The organism is Anaeromyxobacter sp. K (genome assembly GCF_000020805.1).
Classification (GTDB): Bacteria; Myxococcota; Myxococcia; order Myxococcales; family Anaeromyxobacteraceae; genus Anaeromyxobacter; species Anaeromyxobacter dehalogenans.
The window spans coordinates 3,309,275-3,321,475 of record NC_011145.1; the positions used below are offsets into that span (position 1 = coordinate 3,309,275).

Genomic DNA, 12,201 nt, shown 5'->3' on the forward strand with positions numbered 1-12,201 from the left:
CCGTGCGGTACGATGAGTCATGCCCCGCTCACCACTTCCGCCCATCTGGCAGGACTTCCATCGGCGACGCCGGGTGATGATCGGGCTCTTGCTGGGGTACATCCCTGGCGTCGCGCTGCTGGGCGCCGCGCTCGTTGGGTTCGTCGGATCACCGCTCGGTTTCGTGATCGCCGGAGCCGGCTGGTTCGCGGCATCGTGGTGGGCGGACGCCCGATTCGCGTCGTTCCGGTGCCCGTCCTGCGGAGAGCGGTTCATGGTGCGTCGGTACGAGCTGGCGCTTCCCGGCATCCGGAAGCACCAGTTCTCGGCGCGCCGTTGCGTCAACTGCGGGCTGGCACGACCCTGATGGCGGGCCGCGCTGCCTCGCCGGCTGGGGCGAAGAAGACCGCCCTCATCCGGACCTGGGCTTCGCCTTCCCCCTCTTCTCCCCGGCGGGGTGCAACGTCCGGTGCGCCGCGCACATCGCGACGAAGGTCGCGATCCGGCTCGCACGGGTCTCGGGGCGCCTGGCTGTCGTGACCCGGTAGAGGATCGCGTAGCGATTCGCGGCATCGAGGATCTCGAAGAATGCCCGAGCACGAGGATTGCGATCGAGCGCCTCGGCGAGGTCGGCGGGGACGGTCGATGTCCTCGCGCCGTCGTAGGCGCGCTCCCATCGCCCGTCGCGCCTGGCGCGGTCGACCTCGGCGAGCCCAGGCTCCTGCATCCGGCCGCTCGCGATCAGCGCCTCGGCCCGGGCGCGGTTGACCTTGGACCACGGGCTCCGCTGGGTGCGCCGCGTGAAGCGCTGCAGCCACGCCGCGTCGTCCAGCGCTCGCTTCTGGCCATCGATCCACCCCCAGGCCAGGGCGGCCTCGAGCGCTGACGTGTACGTGAGCGTACCGTCGCTCGCCCCTTTCTTCGGGATGCGGAGGAGGACGCCGGCAGACCGATCGTGGTTTGCCCGGAGCCATGCATCCCATGCCGCCGCGCTTCGCAGCTCGAGGATCGGATCGCTTTCCCTGGACCCGGGCGAGGCGGAACCCGCTCTAGGACGCTTCGTTCTTCGCATGTCGTCCTCCTCGACGCGCGCGCCCGCGGACCGGGCTCGGATGGAGCGCGAGCAGCGCCCTCGCGGCGGCGGCGCTGCGCCTGGCGATCTCGCGTTCGCCGGGCGTCTTCACGGTTCGGAGAAGCAGGCTCATCGCGAGGTCTGCCCAGAGGAGCGCGAGGAACTCCCGGATCATCTCCTCGGGCTCGCCCTCGACGAGTGCGCTGTCACGCGCGTTCGTGAGCGCGCCGCGGAGGGCGGAGCGAACCTTCTCTCGCCCGAACTCCTCGAGGGCCCGGGCGATCTCGGGTGCGCCGTTCGCCTCGGCGATGGCCAGCCGGAACGTCTCGACGACGTTCGCGTCCGTCACCTCCGCGAGGAACCGCTGGCCGAATCTCGTGAGCGCGGCCTGGAGCATCTCCCGGTCCGTCGAGTCGGGAAGCTCGGTGGCAACCGGGAATCGCGCCGACCGATCGCGGATGCACTCGGTGAGCAGCTGGAGCTTGTTGCCCACGTGCGTGTAGAGGTCCCGCTTCGAGACGTGCGCGCGCGTCGCGATCTCGCTCGTGCTGGTCCCGGAGTAGCCGAGCTCGGCGAACGCAGCGAACGCCGCCTCGAGGATTCGCCGGCGGAGCGCTGGCTCGTCCGCCTTCTCCTGCCTGTCGTCTCGCGCGGGCTTCCCTCGCATTGCGCGCCTCTCTTCTGACGGTACCGAAGAGTACCACCGTCCCGTCCCTCCGCGGCAAGCGGTACCAAGCGGTACCACAACCGGGACCTGCGCCGCCCTTGACGCTGGTACCGACCGGTACCATATCCGAGCTGCCCGGCGCATCGAAGCCACGACTCGCGCTCGAGTCCGGGATCTGGAATCGACCTGAGGAGACGCTCATGGTGTCACGAATCGCCTTCTTCGCGAGCATCGCGTCCAGCATCGTCGCATGGAGCATCGTCAGCATCCGATGCATCTGGCCGGCGCTTCGGCACCGGTCGCGGGCCGAGGCGTTGCGACCGCTGCTCGCCCTGCACGGTTTCCGCTTCGTCGGGATGGCCTTTCTCGTCCCCGGCGTCGTCTCGCCCGACCTGCCGGCCGCCTTCGCGCATCCCGCCGCCTACGGGGACCTCGTGGCGGCGGCGCTCGCCATGCTGTCCCTGGCACTGCTGCCACGCGCGCCAGGCGTCGTGATCGCGTGGGTCTTCAATGTCTGGGGCCTGGCCGATCTCGTGAACGCCTTCTACCAGGCCGCTCACGCCGGGCTCGTGCCGGGGCAGCTGGGGGCGGCGTACTTCCTCCCGACGCTCGGCGTGCCGCTCCTGCTGGTCACGCACGTCCTGGCCTTCCGGGTGCTGCTGCAATCTCGGAGCGAACGTGTCGCCCGGGAAGACGGCTACCTGGCGCACACCTGAGGGGCTGCGACGGGGTTGCTCGCGCCTTCGCCGCACGCGCTGCCAACGGCGGGCCGCTGGCGACCAACCCGGTCCGCGAGCTCCTGCGGGTGTCGGGGTGAGTTGCAGCGCGCCGCCCTTTCGCTAGCATCCCGGGCAGCGAGTTCCGTCCCGCGACGCACCGGAGGCCGCATGCCTCACCTCCTCTTCGACCTCAGCGTCTCCCCTCCCGACGACGACCGCGCCCGGTTCGGCGCCGCGGTCGCCCGGCGGTTCGGCGAGATCATGGACACCGGCACCGACCACGTCGCGGTGCTGGTCCGCGCGCACTCGCAGGGCAGCCTCACGCTGGGCCTGGCCAGCGATCCGGCGCGGGGCGTCGCGCTCGCGAGCGCCGACATCCGCGTCGGCCGCACCCAGGATCAGGAACGCCGACTCTGCCTCGCGTTCATCGAGGAGCTGGAGCGCTGGTTCGGCATCCCGAAGGACCAGGTCTACGTCGTGCTGACCCGCCACGACGGACCCGAGTTCCAGCTCGTCGACCGGGTCCTGCCGTCTTGGTCGGCCGGCGAGGACCCGCTCGCCAGTCCGGGTTCCTGACCCGGAGCGGCCGAGGAGATCGTCCAGCCACTCCGCGTGGGGCAAGATAGCCCGCTGCGAACGACCTCCCCCTCACCCACCGTGGAGCACCTCGCGTGCACGCTCTGACCGTCGCCCTCGCCACCGCGCTCCTCCTCTCCGGCAAGCCATCGGACCCGCGCGCCCACTGGTACGCCCGCCAGGTGTCGGACACCCGCTACGGTGGGTGCCAGCAGGCCGAGGACAGCCTGGACGACGTCCTCGCCCATGTGAGCGCCGGGTGGGCGCGGGCGAGCCAGGGCCGCGGGAAGGCCTGCACCGTGCTCCGGAGCGGCCCCGAGGCATCGGTCGGGTTCGCCGTGGACTGTGGCGAGGGCGGCGTGCACCTCTTCTTCCGCTCCGAGGCGCAGTGCGCGCTGTTCGTGTCGACCATCAACGCCGGCCGGCGCGCCAACCCCGAGGACTACGTGCCGCCGGGCGCGAAGAGCAGGTCGACCTGGCTCACCACGTACGGTCAGTGCATGGAGAGCTGGGTGCATGCCGAGACCGTCCGGCGCCGGGCGCTGCAGGTCACCGCGACGATGTGCGAGTGCCTCGCCGGCGAGCTGGCGGCGTCGGCGGCGGCGCCCACGGAGGCCCGGGTCAAGGCCGCGGGCAGCGCCTGCCTGGCTGCCGTGCCCGCCTCGGAGAAGGCGAAGCTGGCACCGCCGCGCTCCCGCTAGCCGCGCGGCATGGCGCGCCTTGCGGCCGGGCCCCCTCGTGGCACAATGGCTCCGCCTGTTCCCCTCGCAGCTCGAGGCGCTGGAAGTCGCGCCCGTCCAACGATAGGAGCGAAGCATGAAGATCCAGCTCGGACTCACGAAGGAGTGGACCACCGTCGAGCGCCGCAAGCTGAAGGTGGTGGATCTGCGAGAGTTTCTGATGGAGCACTACCCGCGGGACCACGGGTGGCGAGACGAGAAGCAGGCCCTCATCTTCCTGCAGGAGCACCTTCCGACCGAGCAGCTTCACGCGGTGCTCAAGGGAATGAAGAACGACTCGAACGAGGTCACCCGGGAGACGCCGGAGCTCACGCACAAGAAGTTCTGGTTCGAGATCGTCCCGGACGAGAAGTAGCTTCGCCGTGGCGCGCGCTGGGGCGCCGGTGGCACGAGGAGCCGCCTTCCCCCGCGCCGAGGCAGGGCTTCAGGCATTCCGTCGGGAACGGCCAGGCTGCCCTCGCGGACGGGCGGCATGTAGGCTCGCGTAGTCAACGCCGCGGCCCCGTCCCCGGGAGCGGGAGACGCAGCGGTGGCTCGCACGGTCGATCGCGAGTGGCCATCCTGTTGCAGGTTGCGCTATATGAATGCCCACTCAGCGCCAGGCGCCCGGTTCGGGCCCCGGCGCCGCCACACCCCCGGAAGCTCCCGCCGCGAGGCGGGATTCTTTTACGGGTTCACCGAACTGGAGAGCGTTTGAGCGAGAAGGAAGCTGGCATCGAGGTTCAGGGCCGGGTCGAGGAGTCGAGCGGCGGCATGTATCGCGTGAAGCTCGACCAGGGCCCGATCGTCCTGGCCTATCCCTCCGGGAAGATGAAGCGGTTCCACATCCGCATCATCACGGGCGATCGCGTGAAGGTGGAGCTGTCGCCGTATGACCTGACGCGCGGGCGCATCACCTACCGGGACAAGTAGATCCGCGGCGCATGGTCCTGCTCGCGCGCTGCCTCCCGGCAGCGAGCGCGCCGCCGATCGTGCGCTCAGGGTGAAGCGGACCCGAACGTATCGCACGCCTCCAGGCTGCCGGCCTCGAGCCCGCGCCGGAACCAGGTGGCGCGCTGCTCCGCCGGCCCATGAGTGAAGCTCTCCGGGCTCACGCGGCCGGTGGCCGCCTTCTGTCAGGAGCGTCCCGACGTGCTCGCAATACGACGGGACGGCCTCCGAAGCGGGTCGCCTTCTACAGCACGGCGCGCAGCACGGCCGAGACCTGCTCGGTCGTGGGCCTCGGCCCCTGGCCGATGGCGTACATCAGCGTGATGCCGTCGATGAGCCCGGCGCAGGTCTCGATGGGCGCGTCGGCCCGCCCGTGCGAGATGAGCTTCACGAAGAACGCGATGGGCCGGCGCGCCGCGGCGGTGAGGCGCTCGCCGACGCCGGCCAGGTCCTCGCGCCTCGCCGCGGCCATGGTCAGCTCGACGCGGGCCAGGAACAGGTGGCGCGTGTCGTCGGCGTACGCCGCGAGCTCGTCGGCCACGTACGCGATGGCGGCGTCCAGGCCCTGCCGCGCGGCGCGCTCGGCAAACCCGACCTGCAGCTCGTCGCACTCCTTCTCCAGCAGCGCGGCGAGGTGGTCGGCGGCCGCGACGAGCAGCGCGGTCTTCTTCGGGAAGTAGTAGGTCGTCGAGCCCTGGGGCAGCCCGGCGGCGTCGTCCGCCGCGCGGTGGGTCACGCCCTCGAGCCCGCGCGTCGCGAGCAGCTCCAGCACCGCCTCCAGGATCACGATGCGCCGGTCGGACCGGTCCGCCGAGGCGGCGTCCTTCGGCGCATGGGTCGCGCGGGGCTTCTTCCTGTCGGCCGAGCTCATGGGCCTCCCTCGGGTTCGATCGCCCGGATGCGTTGACAGGCGGTGATCCTCTACGTATGTAGAGTTCGCCTAACTACTCCGCAGCGCCTTCCACTACTCTACAGGATTCGTGATCTCATGACCGCTCCCATCGCTCGCCTGAACCCGCCCTCCCTGCCCGACGCCGGGGCTGCAGGCTACTCGCAGATCTCCGTGGTCGAGCCCGGCAGCCGCATGGCGTACGTCTCGGGTCAGGTGGCGTGGCGTCCGGGGGGCGAGGCCCCGCCCGCCGACCTCGTCGAGCAGACCCGCATCGTGGCCGCGAACGCCCGCGCCGCGCTCGACGCGCTGGGCGCGACCCCGCACGACATCGTCATGGCGCGCTGCTTCGTGACCGACCTCACGCCCGACCGGCTCCACGCCGTGTTCCCGCCCCTGCTCGAGCTGTTCGACGGCGCCCGGCCGTGCATCACCGGGGTCGGCGTGGCGGCGCTGGCCGGACCCGACCTGCAGGTCGAGCTGGAGCTGACGGTCCGGCTGCCGACCTGAGTCCCCGGCTCGATCGGCTGCCGCCGATCGCCCGCCCGTTCGCCGCCCTGGCGGGTCCTGCCCGGGCGGCGAGCGCGCTTCGCGAGCTACATGGGGCGCATGACCTGGCGGTTCGGAGCGTACGAGCTCGACCCGGCGCGGCGCGAGCTGCGCGTCGCCGGCGAGCCGAGGGCGCTCCAGCCGCAGGTCTTCGAGGTGCTCGTCTACCTCGTCCGGAACCGGCATCGCCTGGTGGTGAAGGAGGAGCTGCTGCGGGAGCTCTGGCCGGACGCGATCGTCACCGACGCGTCGCTGCAGCGCGCGGTGAGCCTCGCGCGCCGCGCGCTCCGTCCGGCGGATCGCGGCCTGCTCCGCACGCACGCGCGGCAGGGATACCGGTTCGTGGGCGAGGTCGCGGAGACCGAGCCCGACCCGGCCGACACGGCGGCGGAGGCGCGCCCGGCCTACGTCCGCTCCGGCGACGTCCACGTGGCGTACCGCACCGCCGGGCACGGTCCGCTCGACGTGGTCCTGGTGCTCGGGTGGTCGCTCGGCATGCGCGCCGCCCTCGAGCTGCGGGGAGCGTCCGAGCTCGTCCGGGCGCTCTCCGCGCGCGCCCGCGTGATCCTGTTCGACAAGCGCGGGACGGGTGCGAGCGATCGCGTGAAGGCGTTGCCGGAGCTGCCGCAGCGGGTCGAGGATCTGGAGGCGGTCCTCGACGCGGTGCGGTCGCCGGGCGCCGTGCTCGTCGGGTTCTCCGAGGGTGGCCCGCTGGCGCTCACGTTCGCCGTGACCCGTCCGCTCCGCGTGCGCGGCCTCGCCCTCGTCGGCGCCTTCGCCCGCATGTCGGCCGCGCCGGACCACCCTGCCGGCTGGAGCGGGGCCGAGATCGCGTCGCTGCGCGCGTACATCGCGCGCGGCTGGGGCGCCGGCGCGACGCTGCAGGCGATCGTCCCCGCCCGCCACCTCTCGGCGCCGCTCCGCGCCTGGGCCGCCCGGGCCGAGCAGGAGGGCGCGAGCCCCGGCGCGGCGCTCGAGCTCCTGGAGATGAACCTCGGGATCGACGTCCGGCCGCTGCTGGCGCGGGTGCGAGCGCCCGCCGTCGTGCTGCACGCGACCGGCGACCGCGTCGTCCGCGTCGGGAACGGGCGCGCGCTCGCCGCGGAGATCCCCGGCGCGCGCCTCGTCGAGGTCCCCGGCGAGGACCACGCGTTCCTGTTCGGCGGCCGGTCGATCCTCGAGCGCGAGCTCCTGGCGCTCGTCGAGCGGGCGGCCGCCCGGCCCCGGCCCGCGCTCACCTGACCGCGACCGCCGCGATCTGCGAGCGGATCGGCAGGAACGCCGTGCGCAGCGTGAACGGCGTGATCTCGACGGCGGCGAACCCGGCTGCATGCAGGAACCCGGCGACGTCGCGGCGGGTGTCGCAGCCCTCGAACAGCCACCTCCACGGCCGCTGCACGAGCTGCTGCAGGCGCGCGACCCGGCTCCCCACCGGCGCCGCGACGTGCTCGAGGCACCAGAAGCGGCCGTCGGCACGGAGCACTCGCCGGATCTCCGCCAGCGCGCGCGCCGGGTCGGGGACCGTGCAGAGCACCAGGCTCGAGATCACCGCGTCGACGCTCCGGTCCGGCAGGGGCAGGCGCTCCGCCGCGGTCGCGCGCACGTCCACCGTGAGCTGGCACCGGGCGGCTGCCGCGCGCAGGCTCGCGTGCACGTGCACGTTGGGCTCGATCGCGATCACGTGCGTCCCCGGCGCCAGGTAGCGGAAGTTGGCGCCGCTGCCCGCCCCGATCTCGACGATCGTTCGCGGCAGCCCTCCGAACAGCTCGCGCTTCACGCGCTGGTACTTGCGATGCGCGTAGCCATCCAGCGCGCGGAAGATCCACGCGTTCATCCGGGCGCGGACCGGGTGGTCGAGGACCTCTCCCGCGCTCGTCGTGTCCGTCAGGTACGGGTACATGGCCGTCCTCCTCGTGCGCACGTCGGCGTCACGCGCGAGAAGGTACGGGGCGGTCCCGGTCACGTCCTGACCGAACCCTGATCTCGCGCCGGGGCGCGAGGGGAGGCCGCCTCCTCGCCGCCCTCCCCGCGAGCGCGGGCAGTCGCGGCGAGGCGGCCGGGGGCGGGGATCACCCCCACCGCCCCAGCCACTCCCGCTCCCACGCCTCCTTCGCGCGGTGGGCCTCGGCACCCGGCGGCTCCAGCGAGACGGCCGGCGTCGGCTCGGCGAAGAAGTCACCGTGGCCGAACGCGGCCAGGCCGTCGCCGGTCTCGACCCAGCACTCGCCCACGGCCGCGTAGGCGCCGGCGGGCTCGCCGCCGGTCACCTCGGACGCGATCGCGCGGGCCACGACCTCCGCCTCCCCGCGAGCGAACGTCGCGGCCTTCGGGAGCGGCTTCCCCAGCTTCAGCGGGATCCCGGTGACGTCCCCGATGGCCCACACGCGCTCGAAGCGGGTGCGGAGCGTCGCGCGATCGACCGGGATCCATCCGCTCTCGCCGGTGAGGCCCGCCTCCCGCACGGCGCGAGGGGCGCGGTGCGGCGCGACGAACGCGAGCAGGTCGTACCCGGCCGACGCTCCGCTCGAGAAGTGCAGGCGGCGCGCCGCGGCGTCCGCGCGTACGACCTGGTGCTCCGGGTGGTAGGCGATGCCCTTGGCTTCGAGCAGCCCGCGCACCGCGGCCGACACCGCCGGACCGGCCACCCCCATCGGCGCCGGCTCCGCGGCGTACAGGTCGATGCTGGACCGGCCGCGGACGCCCCTGCGCCGGAGGCTCCCCTCGATCAGCATCGCCGCCTCGTAGGGCGCGGCCGGGCACTTGTAGGCCGGGGCGGCGGTGAGGACGACGATCCGGCCCCCGTCGAAGCGGGCGAGCGCGTCCCGCAGCGCGATCGCGCCCTCGAGCGCGTAGAACGAGTGCCCCGCCTCCACCAGCCCGGCGATCGCCGCCGCGTCCAGGTCGGCGCCGAGCGCGACGACGAGGTGGTCGGCCTCGAGCTGCCGCGCTCCGACGGTCACGCGCCGCGCCTCGGGGTCGATCCGCTCCACCTCGCCGGTCACCACCTCGATGCCCTGGCGCGACAGCCCGGCGATGGATCGCGTGACGTCCTCGGGGCGGGCCTCGCCGACGATGAGCCGCAGGAGCGAGGCCCCGAGCACGAAGGTATCCGAGCGCTCGACCACGGTGATCCGATGGTCCGGTGGGAGCAGCCGGCGCAGCTCGGTGGCGACGACGTTGCCGCCGACGCCGCCGCCCAGGACGAGGACGCGTTCGTTCATGACGACCTCCGCGCGCTGAGATGCCGGGCGCGCTCCCGGGCCGCAAGCGGTCCTTGGCTCCGCCCCTCCCGTGCCGCGAGGGCGCGGCCCCGCGCGCGAGCTCATGGTGGCGCGCGGGCCGGATCGGCGGTCGGTCCGCCGGTCGTCCAGCGGGGCGGCCCGCAGGTCGCTTCGCGTTGCGCGAGCCGGGCGGCCGCATCAGACATCCGGGCGAGCAAGGAGGCGCGCATGGCCCAGACCGCCACGACCCCGTACGTGCAGGGCGTTCACGGCGTTCGCTACCAGGTGAGCGACGTCGCTCGCTCGGTGGCGTTCTACACGCGACAGCTCGGGTTCGAGCTGCAGCACCAGCAGCTCCCCGCGTTCGCCAACGTCTCGCTCGGCGAGGTGAGCATCCTGCTCAGCGGCCCGGGGGCATCCGGGTCGCGGCCCATGCCCGATGGGCGACGGCAGGAGCCGGGCGGCTGGAACCGCGTGGTGCTGAGGGTCCACGATCTCCCCGGGCTCATCGTCGAGCTGAAGCACGCGGGAGTTCGCTTCCGCAACGAGGTGGAGACGGGCCCCGGCGGCCGACAGGTCCAGATCGAGGACCCGGACGGAAATCCCATCGAGCTCTTCGAGCCCGCCCGGTCGCCGGCAGGCGCCCGGCCCTGACGTGACGACCTCGTCCGCGCCGCGACGGCCTCGACCCGCGACGCCGAGCGGGAGCGGCGGCGCGAGGCGGCGGCGAGCGACGCGGTCGCGGGTGCACCCAGCGCGGCCGCCGGCCGTCAGGGCGAGGCGGCCGAGGAGCCCAGCGCGTCGCCGAGCGCCCGGAGCAGCGCCGCGCCGTCGCCCTCCCACGCCTGCCCGTGCATGCACGCGAGCCTCGTGGGCCGGCGCGCTGCGAGCTTCTCGATGAGCGGCGCGAGGTGGCGCGTCCCGCTGAAGTAGTCGAGCCCGCGCCTGAGCGCCTCGCTCGGCGCGAGGATGTCGCCGGTGGTCACGGCGGGTCCGTCGGCGCAGCCGGGCTGCGTGAAGAGGTCCCCGCACAGGAGCGTCCCGGTGCTCCGCTCGAACAGGTACCCGCACTCCCAGCCGTGCGGGAGGTGCGGCGTGTCGATCCAGGTCACCTCGTGGCTCCCGAGCCGGAGCGCCTCGCCGTCGGCGAGCGGCCGGGGCGGCCGATCGGCGACGTCGGCGATGGACACCATGGCGGCGATCTGCCCGCACAGCGGCGCGGCCTGCGGCGCGGCCTGCGGCGCGGCCGCCAGCCACTCGTTCAGCGACCCGCACTCGTCCGCCTCGTAGTGCGAGAAGCCGATCCAGCGGAGCCCCTCGACCGGCGCCACCGCGGCGACCGCCTCGCGCACCAGCGGGAACAGCCGCCTCGGCCCGGTGTGGAACAGGAGCGGCTGGTCGTCGACCACGAGGTACTGGTTGAAGCTGAAGCCGCCCGGCATGGCGGCCGGCGGGATCGGGGTGGAGATGCGGAAGATGCCGGCGGCGACCTCGTCGACGCGCGTTCCGGAGCCGGTGTTCGTGATCATGTGGGGTCCCTCTCTCGATGCGCCCGCGCGAGCCGGGCGCCTTCACCTCTCGGAGGTGGCGCGGCCGCGTCCGCCGTTACGCCGCCTCTGAAGGGGCGGCGGGGGCGTACCGGGCACCCCGCGGTTATGCGCTGCTCCATGCGCTGGGCAGGGACGGTGGAGGCGCCGGGCGACGCGGCGGACGGAGCGCTGGCGCGGCGCGCCGCCTCCGGCGATCGTGCGGCCGAGGAGGCGCTGTGCCGGCGGTACCGCCCGCGGATCCGCCTGTATGGCCTCCGTCACCTGCGCGACGACGCCGCCGCCGCCGACCTGGCGCAGGACGTGCTCCTGGCGGTGATCGCGCGCCTCCGCGCCGGCGCGGTGCGCGAGCCGGACCGCCTCGCGTCGTTCGTGCTCTCGACCTGCCGCCAGCTCGCCGGGGGCGCCGTCCGGAGCGAGCGCCGCCGCGAGGCGCTCCTCGCCGCCGAGCCCCTCCCCGCGCCGCACGATCCGCCGGCCGACCCGCTCCCGCGCGATCGCCTCGCGCGCTGCCTCGAGGCGCTCGCCGCCCGGGAGCGGGCCGTCGTGGTCGCGACGTTCTACGCGGAGCAGCCCGCCGAGGCGATCTCGCGCGACCACGCGCTCAGCGCCGGCCACGTCCGCGTCCTGCGCCACCGCGCGCTCCGCCGCCTGCGCACCTGCCTCGGCCTGGAGGAGGCCGCCGGATGAGCCCTGGACCTCGCTGCCCGAGCTGGGACGACCTCGCGGACTGGTGGGCCGGCGACCTCGCGCCCGCGGACCGGGACGCGATCGAGGAACACCTGCTCGGCTGCGCGGCGTGCGCCGCCCGGGCGGAACGGCTCGCGGACCTGGCGGGCGGCGTCGCGGCGCTGGCGCGGGCCGGCGCCGTGCCGGGGCCCACCACCGCGGCGGTGCTCGACCGGCTCGAGCGCGACGGGCTGCGCGTGCACCGGTACCCCATCGCCGCGGGCCAGGTGGTCCCCTGCGCCGTCTGGCCGGACGACGAGGTCATGGCGGCCGTGCTGGACGTGCGCGCCCTCGCCGGTGCCGAGGGGGCGCGGTTCGACGTGCTGGCCCGCGCCGGCGACGACCCGCCGATCCGGGTCGAGGACGTGCCGCTCGACCGCACCAGCGGCACGCTCGTCTGGCTCTCGGTGGCGGCGCTCGAGCGGCGGCGCTCCGCCACGCGCGTGTCGTTCCGGCTGATCCGCGTGTCCGCGGAGGGCGAGGCGGTGGTGGGCGAGTACGGGCTCGCCCACGAGCCCTGGACCGGCCCCTCCTCGCCGCGCTGAACGGCGCAGGTCCGCCCCGGCGGTGCGGCGGCGCACCT

At 73.9% G+C, this 12,201-nt stretch carries 17 protein-coding genes and 1 pseudogene; 11 read left to right on the plus strand and 7 right to left on the minus strand.

Annotation, left to right across the window (positions count from 1 at the left end; genetic code table 11):
• Positions 1-88: 88 nt before the first annotated feature.
• A complete protein-coding gene (locus ANAEK_RS14895) occupies positions 89-346 on the plus strand; it encodes a hypothetical protein (protein WP_157376700.1) in 258 nt (85 codons plus the stop codon).
• Between the two features lie 45 nt (positions 347-391).
• Here ANAEK_RS14895 and ANAEK_RS14900 read toward each other — a convergent pair whose 3' ends face one another.
• Both ANAEK_RS14900 and ANAEK_RS14905 read right to left on the minus strand, forming a co-directional pair.
• Positions 392-1,051, minus strand: coding sequence for a YdeI family protein (locus ANAEK_RS14900; RefSeq protein WP_012526959.1), 660 nt, complete (start codon positions 1,049-1,051; stop codon positions 392-394).
• The gene (locus ANAEK_RS14905; RefSeq protein ID WP_012526960.1) at positions 1,029-1,718 is read right to left on the minus strand and encodes a TetR/AcrR family transcriptional regulator; all 690 of its coding nucleotides are present in this window, start codon (positions 1,716-1,718) and stop codon (positions 1,029-1,031) included. The genes ANAEK_RS14900 and ANAEK_RS14905 overlap by 23 nt, the downstream gene beginning before the upstream one ends.
• Before the next feature lie 200 nt (positions 1,719-1,918).
• Between ANAEK_RS14905 and ANAEK_RS14910 the strand changes: the two genes are divergently transcribed.
• The 5 genes from ANAEK_RS14910 to infA all read left to right on the plus strand — a co-directional run bounded on the left by ANAEK_RS14910 (position 1,919) and on the right by infA (position 4,665).
• On the plus strand, positions 1,919-2,434 hold the full coding sequence (locus ANAEK_RS14910) for a hypothetical protein (RefSeq protein ID WP_012526961.1): 516 nt from the start codon (positions 1,919-1,921) through the stop codon (positions 2,432-2,434).
• Between the two features lie 171 nt (positions 2,435-2,605).
• Positions 2,606-3,013, plus strand: a complete 408-nt coding sequence (locus ANAEK_RS14915) for a hypothetical protein (protein WP_012526962.1) — start codon at positions 2,606-2,608, stop codon at positions 3,011-3,013.
• 95 nt (positions 3,014-3,108) lie between these two features.
• The gene (locus ANAEK_RS14920) at positions 3,109-3,714 is read left to right on the plus strand and encodes a hypothetical protein (protein WP_012526963.1); all 606 of its coding nucleotides are present in this window, start codon (positions 3,109-3,111) and stop codon (positions 3,712-3,714) included.
• Between the two features lie 115 nt (positions 3,715-3,829).
• Positions 3,830-4,108: a hypothetical protein gene (locus ANAEK_RS14925; RefSeq protein ID WP_012526964.1), complete on the plus strand. Its 279-nt coding sequence runs from the start codon at positions 3,830-3,832 to the stop codon at positions 4,106-4,108.
• A gap of 338 nt (positions 4,109-4,446) precedes the next feature.
• Positions 4,447-4,665 carry a translation initiation factor IF-1 gene (gene infA / locus ANAEK_RS14930; RefSeq protein WP_012526965.1) on the plus strand — a complete coding sequence of 73 codons (219 nt, stop codon included), beginning with the start codon at positions 4,447-4,449 and terminating at the stop codon, positions 4,663-4,665.
• A gap of 65 nt (positions 4,666-4,730) precedes the next feature.
• Here the strand turns inward: infA and ANAEK_RS22810 are convergent.
• Positions 4,731-4,856 (minus strand): annotated as a pseudogene (locus ANAEK_RS22810) (neutral zinc metallopeptidase); the annotation flags it as partial.
• A 71-nt stretch (positions 4,857-4,927) separates the two neighbouring features.
• The gene (locus ANAEK_RS14935) at positions 4,928-5,554 is read right to left on the minus strand and encodes a TetR/AcrR family transcriptional regulator (protein WP_012526966.1); all 627 of its coding nucleotides are present in this window, start codon (positions 5,552-5,554) and stop codon (positions 4,928-4,930) included.
• A 117-nt stretch (positions 5,555-5,671) separates the two neighbouring features.
• Between ANAEK_RS14935 and ANAEK_RS14940 the strand changes: the two genes are divergently transcribed.
• Both ANAEK_RS14940 and ANAEK_RS14945 read left to right on the plus strand, forming a co-directional pair.
• Positions 5,672-6,082: a RidA family protein gene (locus ANAEK_RS14940; RefSeq protein ID WP_012526967.1), complete on the plus strand. Its 411-nt coding sequence runs from the start codon at positions 5,672-5,674 to the stop codon at positions 6,080-6,082.
• Between the two features lie 99 nt (positions 6,083-6,181).
• Positions 6,182-7,363: an alpha/beta fold hydrolase gene (locus ANAEK_RS14945; protein WP_232288228.1), complete on the plus strand. Its 1,182-nt coding sequence runs from the start codon at positions 6,182-6,184 to the stop codon at positions 7,361-7,363.
• Here the strand turns inward: ANAEK_RS14945 and ANAEK_RS14950 are convergent.
• Together ANAEK_RS14950 and ANAEK_RS14955 are read right to left on the minus strand one after the other, a co-directional pair.
• Positions 7,356-8,021, minus strand: coding sequence for a class I SAM-dependent methyltransferase (locus tag ANAEK_RS14950; protein ID WP_012526969.1), 666 nt, complete (start codon positions 8,019-8,021; stop codon positions 7,356-7,358). The genes ANAEK_RS14945 and ANAEK_RS14950 overlap by 8 nt on opposite strands.
• A 169-nt stretch (positions 8,022-8,190) precedes the next feature.
• Complete coding sequence (locus tag ANAEK_RS14955) at positions 8,191-9,342, minus strand: NAD(P)/FAD-dependent oxidoreductase (RefSeq protein WP_012526970.1); 1,152 nt, start codon at positions 9,340-9,342, stop codon at positions 8,191-8,193.
• 228 nt (positions 9,343-9,570) lie between these two features.
• On the opposite strand from ANAEK_RS14955, the gene ANAEK_RS14960 reads away from it, so the two are divergent.
• Complete coding sequence (locus ANAEK_RS14960; RefSeq protein ID WP_012526971.1) at positions 9,571-9,996, plus strand: VOC family protein; 426 nt, start codon at positions 9,571-9,573, stop codon at positions 9,994-9,996.
• 116 nt (positions 9,997-10,112) lie between these two features.
• Here ANAEK_RS14960 and ANAEK_RS14965 read toward each other — a convergent pair whose 3' ends face one another.
• Positions 10,113-10,871, minus strand: coding sequence for an MBL fold metallo-hydrolase (locus tag ANAEK_RS14965; RefSeq protein WP_012526972.1), 759 nt, complete (start codon positions 10,869-10,871; stop codon positions 10,113-10,115).
• A 138-nt stretch (positions 10,872-11,009) separates the two neighbouring features.
• On the opposite strand from ANAEK_RS14965, the gene ANAEK_RS14970 reads away from it, so the two are divergent.
• Both ANAEK_RS14970 and ANAEK_RS14975 read left to right on the plus strand, forming a co-directional pair.
• Complete coding sequence (locus ANAEK_RS14970; protein ID WP_012526973.1) at positions 11,010-11,579, plus strand: RNA polymerase sigma factor; 570 nt, start codon at positions 11,010-11,012, stop codon at positions 11,577-11,579.
• Positions 11,576-12,163: a zf-HC2 domain-containing protein gene (locus tag ANAEK_RS14975; RefSeq protein ID WP_012526974.1), complete on the plus strand. Its 588-nt coding sequence runs from the start codon at positions 11,576-11,578 to the stop codon at positions 12,161-12,163. The genes ANAEK_RS14970 and ANAEK_RS14975 overlap by 4 nt, the downstream gene beginning before the upstream one ends.
• The last annotated feature ends 38 nt before the right edge of the window (positions 12,164-12,201 follow it).